Source organism: Allobosea sp. Root670, assembly GCF_001429415.1.
Lineage (GTDB): Bacteria > Pseudomonadota > Alphaproteobacteria > Rhizobiales > Beijerinckiaceae > Allobosea > Allobosea robiniae.
Map to the genome: position 1 here is coordinate 453,247 of NZ_LMJU01000017.1, position 18,717 is coordinate 471,963.

Annotated in this window: 17 protein-coding genes; 6 read left to right on the forward strand and 11 right to left on the reverse strand. The window is 66.6% G+C overall.

Features of this window, described 5'->3' with window-relative positions:
* Positions 1 to 50: 50 nt before the first annotated feature.
* Positions 51 to 371, forward strand: a complete 321-nt coding sequence (locus ASE61_RS20185; protein WP_061969940.1) for a polyhydroxyalkanoic acid system family protein — start codon at positions 51 to 53, stop codon at positions 369 to 371.
* A 173-nt stretch (positions 372 to 544) separates the two neighbouring features.
* The gene (gene ybaL / locus ASE61_RS20190; RefSeq protein ID WP_082617573.1) at positions 545 to 2,416 is read left to right on the forward strand and encodes a YbaL family putative K(+) efflux transporter; all 1,872 of its coding nucleotides are present in this window, start codon (positions 545 to 547) and stop codon (positions 2,414 to 2,416) included.
* A gap of 55 nt (positions 2,417 to 2,471) precedes the next feature.
* On the opposite strand, the gene ASE61_RS20195 is transcribed toward ybaL, so the two are convergent.
* The 3 genes from ASE61_RS20195 to ASE61_RS20205 form a co-directional block, all read right to left on the reverse strand.
* Positions 2,472 to 2,888, reverse strand: a complete 417-nt coding sequence (locus ASE61_RS20195) for a DUF3830 family protein (protein WP_061969942.1) — start codon at positions 2,886 to 2,888, stop codon at positions 2,472 to 2,474.
* Between the two features lie 292 nt (positions 2,889 to 3,180).
* Complete coding sequence (locus ASE61_RS20200; RefSeq protein WP_082617574.1) at positions 3,181 to 4,254, reverse strand: patatin-like phospholipase family protein; 1,074 nt, start codon at positions 4,252 to 4,254, stop codon at positions 3,181 to 3,183.
* Positions 4,251 to 5,036, reverse strand: a complete 786-nt coding sequence (locus ASE61_RS20205; RefSeq protein WP_061969943.1) for a 3-hydroxybutyrate dehydrogenase — start codon at positions 5,034 to 5,036, stop codon at positions 4,251 to 4,253. The genes ASE61_RS20200 and ASE61_RS20205 overlap by 4 nt, the downstream gene beginning before the upstream one ends.
* Before the next feature lie 112 nt (positions 5,037 to 5,148).
* Between ASE61_RS20205 and ASE61_RS20210 the strand changes: the two genes are divergently transcribed.
* The 3 genes from ASE61_RS20210 (at position 5,149) to ASE61_RS20220 (ending at position 9,028) form a co-directional block, all read left to right on the forward strand.
* Positions 5,149 to 5,697 carry a Fur family transcriptional regulator gene (locus ASE61_RS20210; protein ID WP_244492924.1) on the forward strand — a complete coding sequence of 183 codons (549 nt, stop codon included), beginning with the start codon at positions 5,149 to 5,151 and terminating at the stop codon, positions 5,695 to 5,697.
* A gap of 13 nt (positions 5,698 to 5,710) precedes the next feature.
* Positions 5,711 to 6,985, forward strand: coding sequence for a flavodoxin-dependent (E)-4-hydroxy-3-methylbut-2-enyl-diphosphate synthase (ispG, locus tag ASE61_RS20215; protein WP_061969945.1), 1,275 nt, complete (start codon positions 5,711 to 5,713; stop codon positions 6,983 to 6,985).
* Between the two features lie 78 nt (positions 6,986 to 7,063).
* The gene (locus ASE61_RS20220) at positions 7,064 to 9,028 is read left to right on the forward strand and encodes a potassium transporter Kup (RefSeq protein ID WP_082617576.1); all 1,965 of its coding nucleotides are present in this window, start codon (positions 7,064 to 7,066) and stop codon (positions 9,026 to 9,028) included.
* Between the two features lie 126 nt (positions 9,029 to 9,154).
* On the opposite strand, the gene ASE61_RS20225 is transcribed toward ASE61_RS20220, so the two are convergent.
* From ASE61_RS20225 to ASE61_RS20245, 5 genes are all read right to left on the reverse strand, one after another.
* On the reverse strand, positions 9,155 to 10,078 hold the full coding sequence (locus ASE61_RS20225) for a DMT family transporter (RefSeq protein WP_244492926.1): 924 nt from the start codon (positions 10,076 to 10,078) through the stop codon (positions 9,155 to 9,157).
* A 92-nt stretch (positions 10,079 to 10,170) separates the two neighbouring features.
* Positions 10,171 to 10,653 (reverse strand): MarR family winged helix-turn-helix transcriptional regulator, encoded by a 483-nt coding sequence (locus ASE61_RS20230; RefSeq protein ID WP_061969949.1) that lies wholly within the window; start codon positions 10,651 to 10,653, stop codon positions 10,171 to 10,173.
* A gap of 98 nt (positions 10,654 to 10,751) precedes the next feature.
* A complete protein-coding gene (locus tag ASE61_RS20235; protein ID WP_061969951.1) occupies positions 10,752 to 11,339 on the reverse strand; it encodes an NAD(P)H-dependent oxidoreductase in 588 nt (195 codons plus the stop codon).
* Between the two features lie 5 nt (positions 11,340 to 11,344).
* Positions 11,345 to 12,769 (reverse strand): FAD-binding oxidoreductase, encoded by a 1,425-nt coding sequence (locus ASE61_RS20240; protein WP_061969953.1) that lies wholly within the window; start codon positions 12,767 to 12,769, stop codon positions 11,345 to 11,347.
* Positions 12,766 to 14,091 carry a cytosine deaminase gene (locus tag ASE61_RS20245; protein ID WP_244492928.1) on the reverse strand — a complete coding sequence of 442 codons (1,326 nt, stop codon included), beginning with the start codon at positions 14,089 to 14,091 and terminating at the stop codon, positions 12,766 to 12,768. The genes ASE61_RS20240 and ASE61_RS20245 overlap by 4 nt, the downstream gene beginning before the upstream one ends.
* Positions 14,092 to 14,282: 191 nt before the next feature.
* Between ASE61_RS20245 and folD the strand changes: the two genes are divergently transcribed.
* A complete protein-coding gene (folD, locus tag ASE61_RS20250) occupies positions 14,283 to 15,143 on the forward strand; it encodes a bifunctional methylenetetrahydrofolate dehydrogenase/methenyltetrahydrofolate cyclohydrolase FolD (RefSeq protein ID WP_061969955.1) in 861 nt (286 codons plus the stop codon).
* A gap of 115 nt (positions 15,144 to 15,258) precedes the next feature.
* Here folD and lpdA read toward each other — a convergent pair whose 3' ends face one another.
* The 3 genes from lpdA to odhB are packed head-to-tail and all read right to left on the reverse strand — an operon-like array spanning position 15,259 to position 18,692.
* On the reverse strand, positions 15,259 to 16,662 hold the full coding sequence (gene lpdA, locus ASE61_RS20255) for a dihydrolipoyl dehydrogenase (protein ID WP_061969957.1): 1,404 nt from the start codon (positions 16,660 to 16,662) through the stop codon (positions 15,259 to 15,261).
* Between the two features lie 37 nt (positions 16,663 to 16,699).
* Positions 16,700 to 17,443, reverse strand: a complete 744-nt coding sequence (locus ASE61_RS20260) for an SDR family oxidoreductase (protein WP_061969959.1) — start codon at positions 17,441 to 17,443, stop codon at positions 16,700 to 16,702.
* A 16-nt stretch (positions 17,444 to 17,459) separates the two neighbouring features.
* On the reverse strand, positions 17,460 to 18,692 hold the full coding sequence (odhB, locus tag ASE61_RS20265) for a 2-oxoglutarate dehydrogenase complex dihydrolipoyllysine-residue succinyltransferase (RefSeq protein ID WP_061969960.1): 1,233 nt from the start codon (positions 18,690 to 18,692) through the stop codon (positions 17,460 to 17,462).
* Positions 18,693 to 18,717: the final 25 nt, after the last annotated feature.

The window sequence follows — 18,717 nt, forward strand, 5'->3', positions numbered from 1 at the left end:
CGCCCATATCATTGCCATGTAGAGCCCTCCTTCCTTTCCGATGAGCAGTCATGGGCAAACCCGTTTCCATCACCATCTCGCATGATCTCGGCCGGGACGCCGCGCTGGCGCGCCTGCGCGGCGGCGTCGACAAGATCCGCGACCGGCTCGGCGTGGTCAGGATGCAGCTGGTCGAGGAACGCTGGGAGGGCGATGCCCTGCATTTCGGTGTCGGCGCGCTCGGCCAGACCGTCCATGGCCGCGTCGAGGTCGAGGACCGCCTGATCCGCGTCGAGGTGAGCCTGCCCTGGATGCTCGCGATGTTCGCCGAGAAGCTCAAGATCGGCGTCGAGAAGCAGGGCCAGATCCTGCTGGAGAAGCCGAAGGCCTGAGGCATCTGCGCCTTCGAGCCCTCCCGCTGCCGCACCCCATCCGAACAGCCCGGAATTTCGGCAGCGAAGCCCGAAAAGTCGTACGCCTTTCGGTTGAAATCCCTGCCCCGAAACCCCATGCTCCGAATGTTCAAACAATCTTGATTTCTTGACCTTTCGGATTCGGGAGAGCCATGCATCACGGCCCGCTGATCGCCATCGTTGTCGCCGGCCTCGGCCTTGCTTTCGTCTTCGGATCAATCGCCCACAGACTGCGGATTTCCCCTCTCGTCGGCTATCTACTGGCCGGTGTCGCCGCCGGCCCGTTCACGCCGGGCTTCGTCGGTGATCAGAACCTCGCCAACGAGCTGGCCGAGATCGGCGTCATCCTGCTGATGTTCGGCGTCGGCCTGCATTTCTCCCTGAAGGACCTGCTCTCGGTGAAGGCGATCGCCGTGCCCGGCGCCGTCGTCCAGATCGGCATCGCGACGCTGCTCGGACTCGGGCTCGGCACGCTGCTCGGCTGGAGCTGGTTTTCGGGCATTGTCTTCGGCCTCGCACTGTCGACCGCCTCGACGGTCGTCCTGCTGCGCTCGTTGCAGGAGCGGCGACTGGTCCAGACCGAGCGTGGCCGCATCGCCGTCGGCTGGCTGATCGTCGAGGACATCGCCATGGTTCTGGCGCTGGTGCTGCTGCCGGTGGTAGCGGAGATCATCAACGGCTCGTCGTCCAGCGGCAGCGCCCCGCTCGCGACCCGCTTCGATCTCGGCGTCTGGGGCGTGCTCGGCCTGACCTTCGCCAAGCTGGTCGGCTTCCTCGCCTTCATGCTCGTCATCGGCCGGCGCGTCATTCCCTGGGTGCTGCACTGGGTCGCGCATACCGGCTCGCGCGAGCTGTTCCGGCTTGCGGTTCTCGCGGTCGCGCTCGGCGTTGCCTATGCGGCTGCGACCCTGTTCGGGGTCTCCTTCGCGCTCGGCGCCTTCTTCGCCGGCATGATCCTGTCGGAATCACCGCTTTCCCAGCGCGCGGCCGAAGAGACGCTGCCGCTGCGCGACGCCTTCGCGGTGCTGTTCTTCGTCTCGGTCGGCATGCTCTTCGACCCCGGCATCCTCCTGCGCGCACCAGGCCCCCTGATCGGCACCCTCGCCATCATCCTGATCGGCAAGTCCGTCGCGGCCTGGCTGATCATGCGCGCCTTCGGCCGCTCCCAGACCTCCGCCCTGACCATCTCGGCCTCGCTCGCCCAGATCGGCGAGTTCTCCTTCATCCTCGCCGGCCTCGGCACGGCGCTGGGCATCCTGCCGGCGCAGGGGCGCGACCTGATCCTCGCCGGCGCGATCCTGTCGATCCTGCTCAACCCGGTGATGTTCGCCCTGGCGGAGCGCCTGGCGCCGGAGCCCCCCGCCGCGAAGCCGAAGCCGGCAGCTCCCGCCGAGGCGGGCGAGCCCGAGAAGGCCGCCGCGCCAGAGCCTGAGGTCGAGCCCCCGCCGGAACGCGACATCGCCCCGACCAGCCTGGACAGCCACATTGTCGTCGTCGGCTATGGCCGCGTCGGCAGCCTGCTCGGCGCCGGCCTGCTCTCGCAAGGCGCGAAGCTTCTGGTCATCGAGGACAATCCCGATGCGGTCGCGACCGCCAAGCGCGACGGTGCCGAGCTCCTCGTCGGCAACGCCGCCGACCCCGAGGTGCTGGCCGCCGCCGCGGTCGGCCGGGCCGTGCGCCTCTTCGTCGCCATCCCCGGCAGCTTCGAGGCCGGGCAGGTCTGCGAGCAGGCCCGTGCCGAGAACCCGGCCTTGCCGATCGTCGCCCGCGCCCATTCCGATGCCGAGGTCGCGCATCTCACCAAATGCGGGGCGACGCTGACGATCATGGGCGAGGCCGAGATCGCTCGTGCGATGCTCTCGCTCTGCCAGAATCTTGCCGACGGCGCCAAGCCGGCGCCGGCCGAGCCGGATGCTCCCCCCGACGCAGCAACGCCCGGGGTGATCGCCTTGTTGCCGACTCCGAGACCATCCGCTACCGGGTCGGCGGAAGACCCACCGGCCGATCCCCCGGCGGCGGCGTGAAAAAGGGCGGGACGCGCCGCGCCCCGCCCTTTTCGCATTCGGTCGCCGATAGCGTTCAGTCGACGAGATCGAAGCGCACGTCCTGCACGCCTTCGTAGAGCGTCTTGCGGCCGAGCGTGTAGAGGTTCTCCAGCCCCGAGGTCAGGGTGATGAAGTGGTTGCCGGAGAGCACGCCGGCCTTGCTGGCGAACTGCACGCCGCCATAGGCGAGCAGGATCTCGGTCTCGCTGACGCCGCCCGGATACAGGATGATGTGGCCGGGCGCGGGATAGGCGGTGTTGTTCTCGTAGCCGACGCCGAAATCGAGATCGCCGAGCGGCATCCAGACGCCCTCGCCGCTCCAGCGCACATGCACCATCTTGCTGATGAACGGCATCTGCTTCCTGAAGGCGGCGCAGGTCTTGGGGGCGGCTTCCAGCTCGAACCTGGCGTCGAACTTGAACGGCCCGGCGGTAACGATCAGCTTGCTCATGAAATCCCCGTTGTCCTGGAAAAAGCTTCGGCCCCGCTGAATGACACTGCGCCCGACGCCCGCGCAAGAGCGCTGCCGGAACAACTGCGGCGCCGGAACGTGAAGGATGCCGGTGGCGCGTGATTGGTTCGCACCGCGCGTTATCAAGAACGCGGGTCATCCCGGGCGACCAAAGGGAGACCCGGGATCCATTCCAGAACATGCCTCGGTGAGGCTCCGGAATGGATCCCGGATCTCCGCTACGCTCCGTCCGGGATGACCCGCTTGGTTCAGCGCAAGGTCAACACACCGCTCAGAAAATCGCTTCCCTGAGGTCGAGCGTCCCGCTCTTGCCGATCGCCTCGTAATTGCGCTTCAGCCACCGCCGGCCGGCGGTGCGGCCCATGTCGCGCAGCTTGAGCAGGAAGGACCATTCCGCATTCATCCGCGAGGACGAGGTCAATTCCGCCAGCGGCGGGCCGCCGTCGATCCGATGCATCAGCACGCGCTTATATTCCTCGCGCGGCAGCTTGCCGTCGTCGATCAGGCGGTTGACGAAGTCGATCGCCCGCAATTCGCGCAGCAGCGAGGCATTAAAGGTGATCTCGTTCAGCCGGTCCTGGATCTCGCGCGCCTTGGTCGGCAATTCCCGCCGCTGGATCGGGTTGATCTGCACGAGCAGGATGTCGTCGCAATGCGCCTTGTAGAACAGCGGGAACAGGGCGGGATTGCCCATATAGCCGCCGTCCCAATAGGCCTCGCCGTCGATCTCGACCGCCTGGAACACCATCGGCAGGCAGGCCGAGGCCATCACATGGTCCGGCGTCAGGTCCTTGCCGTCGAACACCGCGATCTTGCCGGTGCGGACATTGGTCGCCGCGATGAACAGCTTCACCGCATCGCAGGCCCTGACCTTGTCGAAATCGATGAGGTCGGCGACGACGCCGCGCAGCGGGTTGATGTTCAGCGGATTGACGTCATAGGGGCTCGCCACCTTCGCGAACATCTCGAAGAACAGCATGCCCGGCGGCGTGCCGTTATTGTTGCCCCAGGCGCCGAGCATCGTGTCGAGCAGCGAGCGTTCCGAGCCGCCATATTTGCCGTCGACGCTGATCGCCCGCCAGAAGGCCTCGAGCTTGGTGCGCGCGCCATCGGCCCCGCCATCGATCCAGCCCTCGGCCAGCACGACCGCGTTCATCGCACCCGCGCTGGTGCCGGTCAGCGCCTCGATGCCGAGGCGCCCGTCTTCCAGGATGGCGTCGAGCACGCCCCAGGTGAAGGCGCCATGCGCGCCTCCGCCCTGCAGCGCGAGCGAAACCGTCTTCTCCGCCTTCGGCCCGACCAGTCCCTTGACCGGTTCGGCCTTGCGGGAGGGGCGCCCGCTCACGCGGCGGTCCAGCCGCCATCCATCGGCAGCGTCGTCCCGGTGATCGACTTCGCGGAATCCGTGCACAGGAACACCGCGAGCGCCGCGACCTGCTCGACCGTGACGAATTCCTTTGTCGGCTGGGCGTCGAGCAACACGTCGTTGATGACCTGCTCCTTGGTGAGGCCGCGCGCCTTCATCGTGTCCGGGATCTGCTTCTCGACCAGCGGCGTCCAGACATAGCCCGGCGCGATCGCATTGACGGTGATGCCCTTGGTCGCGACTTCGAGCGCCACCGTCTTGGTCAGGCCGGCGATGCCGTGCTTGGCCGCGACATAGGCCGATTTGAAGGGCGAGGCGACGAAGGCATGCGCCGAGGCGGTGTTGATGATGCGGCCCCAGCCCTTCTCCTTCATCTTCGGCAGCGCGGCGCGGGTGGTGTGGAAGGCCGAGGACAGGTTGATCGCGATGATCTGGTCCCATTTCTCGATCGGGAACTCGTCGATCGGCGAGACGAACTGGATGCCGGCATTGTTGATCAGGATGTCGATCGCGCCGAAGACCTTCTCGCCCTCGGCGATAAAGCCGGCGATTTCGGCGGGCTTGGTCATGTCGGCGCCCGAAAACACCACCTTGATGCCGAATTCCTGTTCCAGATCGGTGCGCAGCTTCTCGGCATCGGCCGGGGCCATGATGCCGTTGATGACGAGGTTGGCACCCTCGGCTGCGAGCGCGCGGGCATAGGCCAACCCGATGCCGGAGGTCGAGCCGGTAATGGCGGCGGTACGGTCTTTGAGGAACATGAGCGTCAAGGCTCCTGACAATCGGGGAGAAAATGCTTAGGTTCGGGGTCGAACGGACGATGCGCCGACAGGATATCGTCGCAGGGTGCCCGATGAGTCTTCGCAACGCAACATGACGAAAATGCAGCCTGACGCGCGCCATCACGGCGATCATGACCATGCATCGCATGCCCATGCCGAGGGGCCTTGCCGCCATGCCGAGGACCATCGCCGCCACGCCGCGGAGGCCCTCGCCCGGGCCGAACGCATCTGTCGCGAGCGGGGCCTGCGCCTGACCCCGATCCGGCGGCAGGCGCTGGAGGCGCTCCATGCCGACCACCGCCCGGTCGGGGCCTATGATCTCGCCGACCGCATCTCGCCGGCCGGCGGGCGCCGCCTCGCGCCGATCTCGATCTACCGGGCGCTCGATTTCCTGGTCGAGCAGGGCTTCGTCCACCGGCTCTCGTCGAAGAATGCCTATGTCGCCTGCCTGCACGGCCATGGCGCGAACGAGGTCGTCGCCTTCCTGATCTGCGAATCCTGCGGCGGGGTCGACGAGGATTCCTCGCCCGCCATGAAGAAAGCGGTGGCGGCGATCGCCGAAAACCGGCAATTCTCACCCTCGCACCAGATGGTCGAGATCGTCGGGCGATGCGAGCATTGCCGCAATTCCGGATCGTGATAGAGCAGCCCGCATGAACGAGCGCGCCTTTTCCTATCTGACGCCGGAACGCGCAGGCCCGCTGGGCCGGCAGCTCACCGTCCCGGTCAAGGTCGGCCATGTCACGGTCGGCGGCGGCGCACCCATCGTCGTGCAGTCGATGACCAATACCGACACCGCCGATATCGCCGGCACGGTCGCGCAGGTCGCCGCACTCGCCCGCCAGGGCTCGGAACTCGTCCGCATCACCGTCGATCGCGACGAGGCGGCGGCTGCCGTGCCGAAGATCCGCGAGCGGCTCGACCGCATCGGCGTCGACGTGCCACTGGTCGGGGACTTCCATTATATCGGCCACAAGCTGCTCGCCGATCATCCAGCCTGCGCCGAGGCGCTGGCGAAATACCGGATCAACCCCGGTAATGTCGGGTTCAAGGACAAGAAGGACAAGCAGTTCAGCCAGATCATCGAGCTCGCGATCAAGCATCGCAAGCCGGTGCGGATCGGCGCCAACTGGGGCTCGCTCGATCAGGAACTGCTGACCGCGCTGATGGACGAGAACGCGCGTGCCGTGCGCCCGCTCGATGCCCGCGCCATCATGCGCGAGGCGATGGTGCAATCGGCCCTGCTTTCGGCCGAGCGCGCCGAGGAGATCGGGCTCGCACGCGAATACATCATCCTTTCCGCCAAGGTCTCCGGCGTGCAGGACCTGATCACGGTCTACCGCATGCTGGCGAGCCGGGCGAACTACGCCATCCATCTCGGCCTGACCGAGGCCGGCATGGGCTCGAAGGGCATCGTCGCCTCCTCGGCCGCGCTCGGCATCCTGCTGCAGGAAGGCATCGGCGACACCATCCGCTATTCGCTGACCCCCGAGCCCGGCGGCGACCGCACGCTCGAGGTCAGGACGGCGCAGGAACTGCTCCAGACCATGGGCTTCCGCGCCTTCGTGCCGCTGGTTGCCGCCTGCCCCGGCTGCGGCCGCACGACCTCGACCGTGTTCCAGGAGCTGGCGCAGGATATCCAAAGCTGGATTTCGAATTCCATGCCGGAATGGAAGACGCAGTATCCCGGCGTCGAGAACCTCAACGTCGCGGTGATGGGCTGCATCGTCAACGGCCCCGGCGAATCCAAGCATGCCGATATCGGCATCTCGCTGCCCGGCACCGGCGAGGCGCCGACGGCGCCCGTTTTCGTCGATGGCAAGAAGGTCGCCACGCTCCGCGGCGCCGGCATCGCCGCCGAATTCAAGGCCATGGTCGCCAGCTATATCGAACGGCGCTTCGGCGTCGGCCTCGGCGCCACTGGCTGATCACGCCTTTGCGCGCCGCCCGCAACGTGCTAGAGGCCCCGGCCTTTCGCTGCACCGCAGCATGAGCGGAGATCCCTGATGGGGCATGAGAACCCGAATCCTGCGACCGTTCGGCCGGAGGATTCACGCTTCGGGCTCGACGCCGCCCACGGCCAGAATGGGGGCCACGGTCACGGCAAGATGGGCGTCGGGGCGCTGGCTCTGGGCGCGCTCGGCGTCGTCTACGGCGATATCGGCACCAGCCCGCTCTACGCGCTGCGCGAGACGCTGCTGGCCGCGACCGGCGGCGAAGAGGGCGCGGTCATTCCTCCGACCGTCGTCATCGGCGTGCTCTCGCTGATTCTCTGGTCGCTCGTCATCGTGGTGACGCTGAAATATGTCGTGCTGCTGATGCGCGCCGACAATAACGGCGAAGGCGGCATCCTCACTCTCGTCGCGCTGGCCCAGCGCAGCCTCGGGCGGGCGCGCAGCCATGTCGCGCTGCTGCTCGGCATGATCGGCGCGGGCCTGTTCTACGGCGATACCGTCATCACTCCGGCGATCTCGGTTCTCTCCGCGATCGAGGGCGTCAAGCTGATCACGCCCGCACTCAACGATTATATCCTCTGGATCGCCTCGGCGATCCTGATCGGCCTGTTCGTCATGCAGAGCCACGGGACCCATCGTGTCGCGACCTTCTTCGGTCCGATCATGCTGGTCTGGTTCCTGACGCTGGCCGGGCTCGGCATCTATCACATTGCCGATGATCTCAGCGTCTTCCGCTCGATCAACCCGTATTACGCGCTGCTGTTCTTCCACGACCATGCCGGCGTGGCGCTGGCCGTGCTCGGCTCGGTCTGTCTGGCGGTGACGGGTGCCGAGGCACTCTATGCCGATATGGGCCATTTCGGCCGCGGCCCGATCCGGAGCGCCTGGCTCTATGTCGTCTTCCCCGCTCTCTGGCTCAACTATCTCGGCCAGGGCGCGCTGATCCTCTCTGATCCCAGCGCCATCGACAATCCGTTCTACCGGCTCGCGCCGCAGGGCCTGCTGCTGCCCTTCGTCATCATGGCGACGGTCGCGACCATCATCGCCAGCCAATCGGTGATCACCGGCGCCTTCTCCCTGACCCGGCAGGCGATCCAGCTCGGCCTCCTCCCGCGCATGGAGATCCGTCACACCTCCGAGCAGACTTCCGGCCAGATCTACGTGCCGCGCGTCAACCTGCTGCTGCTGGTCGTGGTGCTGATCCTGGTCTGGTCGTTCCGGACGTCGTCGAGCCTGTCGCATGCCTATGGCATCTCGGTCTTCGGGACGATGGTGGTCTCGTCGATGCTGGCCTCGATCGTCATCCGCCGCCACTGGGGCTGGAGCCCGCTGGCGACCGCTGCCCTCATCCTCCCCTTCTTCCTGGTCGACGTCTCCTTCTTCTCGGCCAACATGCTGAAACTGTTCCACGGCGGCTATGTGCCGGTGCTGCTCGCCATGGGCCTGACTCTGGTGATGTGGACCTGGATGCGCGGCACCAAGATCCTGTTCGACAAGACCCGCAAGACCGATGTGCCGCTGCTCGAGCTCGTCACCATGCTGTCGAAGAGCCCGCCCGCTCGCGTCAAGGGCATGGCCGTCTTCCTGACCAGCGACCCCGAGACCGCGCCGGCCTCGCTGCTGCACAACCTCAAGCACAACAAGGTGCTTCACGAGCGCAACGTCGTGCTGACCGTGCGCTCGGCCGATACGCCTCGCGTCGTCGAGGAGGAGCGGGTGCGCCTTGCCCGCATCACCGACGATTTCTGGCGCGTCGACATGGTCTACGGCTATATGGAGAGCCCTAACGTGCCGAAGGGCCTGGCCATGCTGCGCAAGCAGGGCTTCAAGTTCGACATCATGTCGACCTCGTTCTTCCTGTCGCGCCGCTCGATCAAGGCTTCCCCGCAATCGGGCATGCCGATGTGGCAGGACAATCTCTTCATCGGCCTGACCAAGAGCGCCACCGACGCCACGGACTTCTTCCAGATCCCGACCGGTCGCGTCGTCGAGGTCGGCACGCAGGTCACGGTCTAAGAACGCCTCGCATCGTCATTCTCGGGCGAAGCGAAGCGCAGACCCGAGAATCTCTGGCAGGATAGGGCGCCTCTTCCCGCAAGAGATGCTCGGGTCAAGCCCGAGCATGGCGCGCCTTGAACGACCTCAGTCGAGCCTTGCCGAAGCCGCTTCCTCCGGCACATGCCGCACCCGCTCGCGATAGAGCAGGTAGAGCCCCGACGAGATCACGATGCCGGCGCCGACGAAGGTCCAGCGATCCGGCAACTGGTCGAAGACCAGCCAGCCGAGCAGCAGCATCCAGACGATCTGCGAGTAGATGAAGGGCGCCAGCACCGTGGCCGGCGCCAGCCGATGCGCCAGGATCAGCAGCCAATGGCCGAAGCCGCCGAGCGCACCCACAGCGAACATCAGCAGCCAGGGCAACAGCGTCTGCGGCGTCTCCCAGATCCAGGGCAGGAGCGGAATAGTCGCCAGCGTCCCCGCCGCGCCCGAATAGATCATCGTCGTTTCCGATGAATCGTGGCCGGACAGCACTCGCGTCGCCAGCGAATAGAAGGCGTAGCACAGGCAGCCCAGCACGCTCAGCAATGCCGCCGGATGCATGCCGCCGACACCCGGCCGCGTCACCACCAGCACGCCGAGGAAGCCGACGCCGATCGCCGCAAGCCGGCGCGGTCCCGGCCATTCCCCGAGCAGCGGCCCGGACGCCAGCGCCACCAGGAGCGGCGTCGCGAACATGATCGAGATCGTCTCGGCGAGCTGGAGATAGCGCAGCGCGATGAAGTTGAGCGCCGTCGAGCCGAGCAGCAGCAGCGAGCGGCCCCATTGCAGCCAGGGGCGGCTGGTCCGCAGCACGCCGGGGCGCGTCCATGGATTGATGATCGCCAGGACCAGGATCATGCTGCCGGCATAGCGCGCGAACACCACCTGCAGCGGGTTCATCGACTGGCCCAGCCATTTCGCGCTGGTATCGAGCAGCGAGAACAGCACGACGGCCGCACACATCAGGCCGATCGCGGCCATGCGCGCGCGACCCGTCTCGGAAGGCGCCGCTGAAGGAGAGGACACGGGTCTCGCCATGCTCTGGAGGAATGACGAAATAGATTGAACCGATTTAGGCGGCGTCGCCAGTACGCTGGAGCATGCGCTCCATGCAGAAATCAGGCGTCGCTATCGGCTTCGTCGAGATCAGCCTCGACATCGTCCTGCTCGGCGCCGGCCTTGGAGAGGCCCTTGGCCGCCTTGCGGAGGAGCTTACGCAGCTGCTTGCGCTCCCTGCCGTCGAGTTTGTCGAGAAGCTCGTCCTCGACGTCGTTCCAGACCGCGTCGAGCTCGGCCGCAGTCTTCTGGCCAGCCTCGGTCAGCGCGACCTGCACGAGGCGGCCATCGCGGTTACCACCCTCGCGCGTCACGAGACCCTGCAGCGAAAGCCGCCCGATCGTCTTCGACACGGTCGGCGGCTTGACGCGCAGCAATGCGGCAAGCTCGCCCATCGTCATCGGGGCCGGCTGCAGCGCCTTCAGCGCCTGCTCCTGCCCCGGGAACAACCCCAGGCCGTTCAGCCTCTCACCCATCCGCGAGCGATGCAGCCGCGCGGTAACGAGCAGGGCACGGCCGACGCTCTTCTCGATTGCCTTGGTCATGGGGTCGATCCTTCGGGCCGATCCTTGGACGGATAAGCGAGACGCTTCGCCGGCTGCGTATTCGCGCGCGAACATGACAGACGGATGACAACCGGATGTCAGAGCGAAGAGGACGCGAGTTTCGCGGCGACTTTTTTCAGGAAGGCCGCCCGGCTGGCCGGTGTCGAGAGGTTCATCTCATAATGAGCGAGATAAGTCGTGCGCGCCAGCGGATGACAGACGGCCCGCAGGGCCCGGCAGACCGCCTTGCGCGGCGGATCGCCCATCAGGAAGGCCCGCCAGCGCGAGCCGCCATAGCTGGTGACCGCGACCAGCCGGCGAATATTGTGCAAAGCCGGCTGCGCCTTGCCCTCGACCATCTCGAAAGAGACGCCGGGCAGGAAGACGCGATCGAGGAAGCCCTTCAGGATAGCCGGATAGCCGAAATTCCAGACCGGGAAGCACAGCACCAGCGCCTCGGCCCGCTTCACCCGCTCGACATAACCGGCAACCGGCAATGTGTTGCTGTTCGTGTCGTGATAGCCGCGCCGCTCCTCCCGGCTCAGCACCGGGTCGAAGCCCTCGGCATAGAGGTCGCAATCATCGACCTCGTGCCCCGCCGCCTTCAGGCTGGCGACCACCGTCTCGTGGATGGCTGCGCCGAAGCTTTCCGGAACGGGATGGGCGTAGAGGACGAGGACGCGCATGGTGCTTAGCCGACTCCGGCCTCAGACAAGCTGCGGAACAGAAAGGTCTTGCCGGAGCGATAATCGTAGGCCGGGTCCTCCCAGGCGATCATCTTGCCGGGATTGAGCAGGCCCTGCGGATCGGCCTCGCGCTTGAAGGCGAGCTGCGTCTCGTCGGTCTGCTTCATGCCGCCCTCCTCCAGCGTGTAGCGGTGCGGATTGAAGATCGGCGCGCCCATCTCCTCATGAACAGCCATGATCTCCTCCAGCCGCTCCTCGGTGGTGAAGCGCACCAGCGGCAGGCCGAAGCAGGTGATCTTGCCGTCGAAGCGCACGAATTCGAGATGGCAGGTCACCTCGTCGCCGAAGCGGGCATGGATCTTGTCCACCAGATCGACCTGGTTGGGATAGGGATAGAGCACCTGCAGATAGGTGATCGCCGGGTCGACGCGCAGCGCCCTGAGCGTCGTGTGGTTCCAGCCGAGTTCATAGGCCGGCGGCAGGCCCTTGGCATCCTCGGGCGCGAGCTTGTCGGTGCGCAGCAGCAGTTCCGCGCCCTTGAAGCGGCGCGCATAGGCGCAGAGCGCGTCGACCGCGAAATCGGCGGCCATGACGATGACGAGATGGCTGTCGCGCGGCAGGAACTTGCGATGGCGCAGGAAATAATCGTGCGGCGCCGGCGCCGCGACGACGCAGAGGTTCTTCAGCGCAAGCCCGTCCTGCTCGCCGACCGCATTGGCGAATTCGGTCGCGGCGCGCAGGTCCTCGAAGCCGACGATGACATCGACCCAGTTGTAGGCCGGGCCGAGCGGCATCTCGACCTCGGTGATGATGCCGTTGGTGCCATAGGCATGGGCGACCTTGTGCAGGTCCTCGCCGGAAAATTCGAGGATGCGCGGGCTTGCCTCCATCGTCGCGACCTTGAGCCGGATGATGTTGCCCCAGTCACGCAGGCCCCCCCATTTGATCGAGCCGACGCCGCCCGAGCCACCGGCGATGAAGCCGCCGATCGAGGCCGTCTGGTAGGTCGACGGATGCAGCCGCAGCTCCTGCCGCGAATGCGCCCGCGTCTCGTCATCGATCCGGGCCATGATCGCACCGGGCTCGGCGACATAGCGGCCGGCGGCGATTTCCTTGACCTTGTTGAAGCCCGAAAGGTCGAGCAGCACGCCACCCGAGAGGGGCATCGCCTGCCCGTAATTGCCAGTGCCGGTGCCACGCGGCGTTACGGGAATGCCGAGTTCGTGGCAGGCGGCGAGCACCTGCACGACCTCGGCCTCGCTCGTCGGCGAGACCACGATATCGGCCACGACATGATCGAGCTGACGCTTCAGGATCGGCGAGTACCAGAAGAAGTCGCGGCTCTTCTGCTTCACCAGCGCCGGGTTCTCCTCGGTACGGATGCCACTGATGCGGCTCTTCAGCGTGGCGATGTCATAGCGTGCAGTCATGATGCTCTGCCCATCAGATGGTCGAGTTCGCGGTAATCCGGCAGCGTCCGGTCGATCGCCCGGCCGGAAACCAGCAGGGTGCGATCGGCCTGCGGCCGGGAGAAGAGTTCGGTCCAGTCGCGCGCCCGCGTCAGGATGAGATCGGCCGGCGCGCCGACGGCGATGACGCCGCCTTCGATATCCATCACCCGCGCCGGCGTGCGCGCCACCGCCTTGGCCCAGTCCAGTCCGGAATGATCGAGCTGCAGGATGCGCGTGCCCTCGCGCAGCACCTCGACGAGATCGAGATCGCCATAGGCGTAGAACGGGTCGCGGGTGTTGTCGGAGGCGATCACCACCGGCACACCGGCAGCCTTCAATTCATGCAGCGCCGTGACGCCACGCCAGCGCGGCGTGCGGCCGGGCTGGCGGTCCTGCAGATACATGTTGCACAGCGGCAGCGAGACCACGGCAATGCCCGCTTCGCGGACCTTGGCGATGATGCGCGCCTCGTCCTCCGGTGCCTGAAGGGCGAGCGAGCAGCAATGCCCGCACAGGATTTTGCCCGCGAAGCGATGACGCAAAGCCGCATCCGCAATGTGCTCCAGCGAGCGCGCCGCCGGGTCGTTGGTCTCGTCGACATGGAAATCGAGATCGAAGCCGTTCTCGATCGCCGCCCGGAACAGGATGTCGAGCGCCCGGTCGAGTTCCGGGATCATATAGGTGACGCAGCCGAGCAAGCGATCGCCATGCGCCCTCACGGCTGCGACCACCGCCGCCATATGCGCCGGGTCGAGCGCGGCATCGGCGCCGAAGAGGGGCGAGGCCTGAAGCGCGATGCGCCCGGCCCATTCCGCCCGCAATTCCGCATAGACCGGCCAGGAGATGCCGATCTGCTTGCCGATCGAATCGAGATGCGTCCGCATCGCCGCCGTGCCATGGGCGAAAGCACTGCGCAGCGAGAAATTCATGCGCGCGCGCACGTCCTCGGCCGACCAGTTCGCCTCGCGATCAGCACCTACAGTGTTCAGCGCGCCCGGAAAGGTGCCATCCGGGTTGGGGCTGCGCGGCCAGATATGGCCCTTGTCGAGATGGACATGCGCATCGACGAGCCGAGGCAGTGCGATGCCGCCGTCGAGGTTCACAACGGCTCCGGTCCCGGCCGCTGCCGTTCCGGCGGGCTCGATCGCGGCCACGCGGCCATCAACGATCGCAAGATCGACACGCGCCAGCCCGTTGCGGTCGGCCGGAAGGTCGGTGCCCTCAATCAGGCAAGCAGGCACACGCAGATCGGTCAGCAGGAAGGTGGGCGTATCGGGCAGGCGGGCGAAACCGGTCGTCACGTTGTCCTCGCCTCTCCTGCCTCTCAAGCTCCGGTTCGTCGATACCGGGCCGATGGAGCACCCGCAAGCCGCGCCGGCCCCTCCTCCCCCGCCGATGACGTCGCAACCGGGAAAGCCGCGCATTCGGGCTTGTTCATGCGGGCTGGATCGCGCATGAGGGCGGCGTCATCAGCCAACACGAGGTCGGACCCATGACCGGCGACGCCCGCATTATCGACGGCAAGGCCACCGCGGCCGCGCTCAGGGCCGAGATCGGCCGCGAGGTCGCGGCCATCAAGGCTACGCGTGGACTGACGCCAGGGCTGCATGTTGTCCTGGTCGGTGAGGACCCGGCGAGCAAGGTCTATGTCGCCTCGAAGGAAAGGCTTGCGGTCGAGATCGGCATGAACTCGGTTGCCCATCGATTGCCGGCCGAGACGACCGAAGCGCAGCTTCTCGCCAAGCTCGCCGAGCTCAACGCCAACGACAGCGTCGACGGCATCTTGGTCCAGCTCCCATTGCCGAAGCATATCGATACCGGCCGCATCATCGACGCCATCGACCCGGCCAAGGATGTCGACGGCCTGCACCCGATCAATGCTGGCCTGCTCGCCGGCGGCAAGAACGGGCTCGTGCCCTGCACGCCGCTCGGCTCCATGCTCTTGCTGAAGCAGGCCCTGCCATCGCTGTCGGGACTTGATGCCGTCGTGATCGGCCGCTCCGAGCTGGTCGGCCGCCCGGTCGCCCAGCTTCTGCTCCAGGCCGATTGCACCGTCACCATCGCTCATTCGCGCACCCGCGACCTGGCCGCCGTGGTGAAGCGCGCCGATATCGTCATCGCCGCGGTCGGCCGCCCGCGCATGGTCAAGGGCGACTGGATCAAGCCCGGTGCGACCGTGATCGATGTCGGCATCAACCGCTTGCCCGACGGCAAGCTGACCGGCGACGTCGATTTCGCGGAAGCCGTGAAGGTCGCGGGCGCGATCACCCCGGTCCCCGGCGGCGTCGGCCCGATGACCATCGCCTGCCTGCTCAAGAACACGCTGACGGCTTTTCACGCGCGGCGCGGCTGAGCTCAGCGGTCAGGCTTTTCCCAGTAGTCCTCGAACGAAAAAGGAGCTGCAGTCCTGCAGCTCCTTTTTCGTTCTTGCAGCAGGGCCGCACCAGAGGCACGGCCCGCCAGCCCGATCACATATGGATCTGGCGCTTCTCTACCGCCATCGCGGCTTCCTTCACGGCCTCGGCCAGCGTCGGATGCGCGTGGCAGGTGCGGGCGAGGTCTTCCGACGAGCCGCCGAACTCCATCAGCACGGTCACTTCCGCGATCAGGTCGCCGGCATGCGGGCCGATGATGTGGCAGCCAAGCACGCGGTCGGTCGCCGCATCGGCCAGCACCTTCACGAAGCCGTCGGTATGACGCATGGCGCGGGCGCGGCCATTCGCGGTGAACGGGAACTTGCCGACCTTGTAGGCGACACCCGCTGCCTGCAGCTCTTCCTCGGTCTTGCCGATCGCGGCGACTTCCGGCGCGGTATAGACGATGCCGGGAATGGCGTCGTAATTCACATGGCCATGCTTGCCGGCGATGATCTCGGCGACGGCGACGCCCTCATCCTCGGCCTTGTGCGCCAGCATCGGCCCGCGCACCACGTCGCCGATGGCGTAGATGCCGGCGACATTGGTCTTGAAATGATCGTCGATAACGACGCGGCCCTTCTCGGTCGCGACGCCGGCCTTGTCGAGGCCGAGGCCATCCGTGTTCGGACGGCGGCCGATCGCGACCAGCACGATATCGGCATTGAGCGTGGTCGCCGCGCCGCCAGCCGCGGGCTCGACGGTGACGGTCGCGCCCTTCTTGCCCGTCTCGACCTTGGTGACCTTGGAGCCAAGCTGGAAGGTGAAGCCCTGCTTCTGCAGGATGCGCTGGAACTGCTTGGCGACCTCGCCATCCATGCCCGGCAGGATGCGGTCGAGATATTCGACGACGGTGACCTTCGCCCCGAGACGCGCCCAGACCGAACCGATCTCGAGGCCGATCACGCCGGCGCCGACCACGACGAGCTCCTTCGGCACAGCGCCGATCTCGAGCGCGCCCGTCGAGGTCACGACGGTCTTCTCGTCGACGGTCAGGCCCGGCAGCGGCGCCGATTCCGAACCCGTCGCGATGACGATGTTCTTGGTCTCGATCTCCTGCGCCTTGCCATCCTCGGCGGTCACGACGACCTTGCCGGCGGCGGGGATCGAGGCCGTGCCGTGGAAGGCGTCGATCTTGTTCTTCTTCAGCAGGAAGCCGACCCCGGTGACGTTGGCGTCGATCGTTTCCTGCTTGTGGGCCATCATCGCCTTGAGATCGAGCTTCGGCTTGCCGACGACGATGCCGAGCTTCTCGAAGGTGTGGCCGGCTTCCTCGAACATCTCGGAAGCATGCAGCAACGCCTTGGACGGGATGCAGCCGACATTGAGGCAGGTGCCGCCATGGGTCTTGCGCTTCTCGACCACCGCGACCTTGAGGCCGAGCTGGGCGGCGCGGATGGCGCAGACATAGCCGCCGGGGCCGGTTCCGATGACGACGAGATCGTAGGCCGCAGCCATGGTGACTTCCTTTCCTGTGTTCGAATGCGGCGGCGCTTCAGCGCCCGCCGGTCACGTTCAAGACGGTTCCGTTGGTGTAGGAGGCCTCGTCCGAGAGCAGCCAGGCGATCGCCTGCGCCACCTCGCGCGCCGTGCCCTCGCGCTTCATCGGAAGCTGGTCGCGCAAGGCAGCGACGCGATCGGGCATGCCGCCGCTGGCATGGATCTCCGTATCGATGATGCCGGGCCTGACGGCATTGACCCGGATGCCCTCGGCCGCGACCTCGCGAGCGAGGCCGAGCGTGAAGATGTCGATGCCAGCCTTCGCGGCAGCATAGTCGAGATATTGCCCGGCGCCGGCCAGCACCGCCGCGGCGGAGGACAGGTTGACGATGCCACCGCCCTGCCCGCCATGGCGGGTCGACATCCGCTTCACCGCCTCGCGGGCGCAGAGGAAGCTGCCGGTCAGGTTGATCCGGAACATCCGCTCCAGCCGGGCGAAATCCATCTCGTCGAGACGCTGCGGGGCATCGATGACGCCGGCATTGTTGACCAGCGCGGTCAACCGACCGAGCTGGTCAGCCGCCGCGAAGATCGCGGCGACATCGGCCTCATTGCCGACATCACCCTTGACCGCCACAGCCTGCCGGCCTTGGCCGTTGACGGCCGCGACCGTATCAGTCGCGGCTTCGGCATTGGACTGGTAGTTGACGACGAGATCGTAGCCGCGCTCCGCGAGCAGGATCGCGGTCGCCCGGCCGATTCCCCGGCTGCCGCCGGTGACGATCGCAACGCCCGACATATCCCGTCCCGCGCGATCAGAGATCGAGGACGAGGCGCGCCGGGTCCTCCAGGCCTTCCTTGATGCGAACGAGGAAGGTCACGGCTTCCTTGCCGTCGATGATGCGGTGATCGTAGCTGACCGCGAGATACATCATCGGGCGGATCTCGATCTTGCCGCCGACGACGACCGGGCGCTCCTGGATCTTGTGCATGCCCAGGATTGCCGATTGCGGCGCGTTCAGGATCGGGGTCGACATCAGCGAGCCGTAGACGCCGCCATTCGAGATGGTGAAGGTGCCGCCCTGCATCTCCTCGATCGAGAGCTTGCCGTCGCGGGCCTTGCGACCGAACTCGCCGATCTTCTTCTCGACGCCGGCGATGGAGAGCTCGTCCGCATCGCGCACCACCGGAACCACCAGGCCTTTCTCGGTGCCGACGGCGACGCCGATATGGTAGTAGTTCTTGTAGATGATGTCGGTGCCGTCGATCTCGGCATTGACTGCCGGGATCTCCTTCAGCGCCTGCACGCAGGCCTTCACGAAGAAGCCCATGAAGCCGAGCTTCACGCCGTGCTTCTTCTCGAACACATCCTTGTACTGGTTGCGCAGCGCCATCACGCCGGACATGTCGACCTCGTTGAAGGTCGTCAGCATCGCCGCGTTGGACTGGGCCTCCTTCAGGCGGCGCGCGATGGTCTGGCGCAGCTTGGTCATCTTGACGCGCTCTTCGCGGGCGCCGTCATTCGGCGCCGACGGGGCACGGACGGCAACGGGAGCAGGCGCGGCGGCCGGGGCGGCAGCGCCGCCGGTCGCGATCGCGGCGAGCATGTCGCCCTTGGTGACGCGGCCATCCTTGCCCGAGGCAGCGACCTTGGACGGGTCGACGCCGCTCTCGGCAGCCAGACGCGAGACGGCCGGGCCGGAATCGGCGGCCTTGGTCGCGGCAGCCTTCGGAGCCTCGGCAGCGGGAGCCGGAGCGGCGGCAGGCTTGGCCTCGGCCTTCGCAGCAGGAGCCGCTGCGGCAGCAGCACCGCCTTCGGCGATCGTGCCGAGCAGCGCGCTGACACCGACCGTATCGCCTTCCTTGGCGACGATCTCACCGAGCACGCCGGCGGCCGGCGCGTTGACTTCCAGCGTCACCTTGTCGGTCTCGAGCTCGACCAGGGGCTCGTCGGCCTTCACCGCCTCGCCCGGCTTCTTGAACCACTTGCCGATGGTGGCCTCGGAAACGGATTCGCCGAGGGTGGGTACGCGGATTTCGGTCGCCATGTCAGGCCTCTGTTGTCTCGTTCTC

What these genes read in the sequence shown, in the direction of transcription:
- ybaL (WP_082617573.1), top strand. Translation starts at nt 545, where the DNA reads ATGCATCACGGCCCGCTGATCGCCATCGTTGTCGCCGGCCTCGGCCTT.
- ASE61_RS20235 (WP_061969951.1), bottom strand. Translation starts at nt 11,339, where the DNA reads ATGCGCGTCCTCGTCCTCTACGCCCATCCCGTTCCGGAAAGCTTCGGC.
- ASE61_RS20220 (WP_082617576.1), top strand. Translation starts at nt 7,064, where the DNA reads ATGGGGCATGAGAACCCGAATCCTGCGACCGTTCGGCCGGAGGATTCA.
- ASE61_RS20240 (WP_061969953.1), bottom strand. Translation starts at nt 12,769, where the DNA reads ATGACTGCACGCTATGACATCGCCACGCTGAAGAGCCGCATCAGTGGC.
- ispG (WP_061969945.1), top strand. Translation starts at nt 5,711, where the DNA reads ATGAACGAGCGCGCCTTTTCCTATCTGACGCCGGAACGCGCAGGCCCG.
- lpdA (WP_061969957.1), bottom strand. Translation starts at nt 16,662, where the DNA reads ATGGCTGCGGCCTACGATCTCGTCGTCATCGGAACCGGCCCCGGCGGC.
- ASE61_RS20205 (WP_061969943.1), bottom strand. Translation starts at nt 5,036, where the DNA reads ATGTTCCTCAAAGACCGTACCGCCGCCATTACCGGCTCGACCTCCGGC.
- folD (WP_061969955.1), top strand. Translation starts at nt 14,283, where the DNA reads ATGACCGGCGACGCCCGCATTATCGACGGCAAGGCCACCGCGGCCGCG.
- odhB (WP_061969960.1), bottom strand. Translation starts at nt 18,692, where the DNA reads ATGGCGACCGAAATCCGCGTACCCACCCTCGGCGAATCCGTTTCCGAG.
- ASE61_RS20260 (WP_061969959.1), bottom strand. Translation starts at nt 17,443, where the DNA reads ATGTCGGGCGTTGCGATCGTCACCGGCGGCAGCCGGGGAATCGGCCGG.
- ASE61_RS20185 (WP_061969940.1), top strand. Translation starts at nt 51, where the DNA reads ATGGGCAAACCCGTTTCCATCACCATCTCGCATGATCTCGGCCGGGAC.
- ASE61_RS20195 (WP_061969942.1), bottom strand. Translation starts at nt 2,888, where the DNA reads ATGAGCAAGCTGATCGTTACCGCCGGGCCGTTCAAGTTCGACGCCAGG.
- ASE61_RS20210 (WP_244492924.1), top strand. Translation starts at nt 5,149, where the DNA reads ATGACGAAAATGCAGCCTGACGCGCGCCATCACGGCGATCATGACCAT.
- ASE61_RS20230 (WP_061969949.1), bottom strand. Translation starts at nt 10,653, where the DNA reads ATGACCAAGGCAATCGAGAAGAGCGTCGGCCGTGCCCTGCTCGTTACC.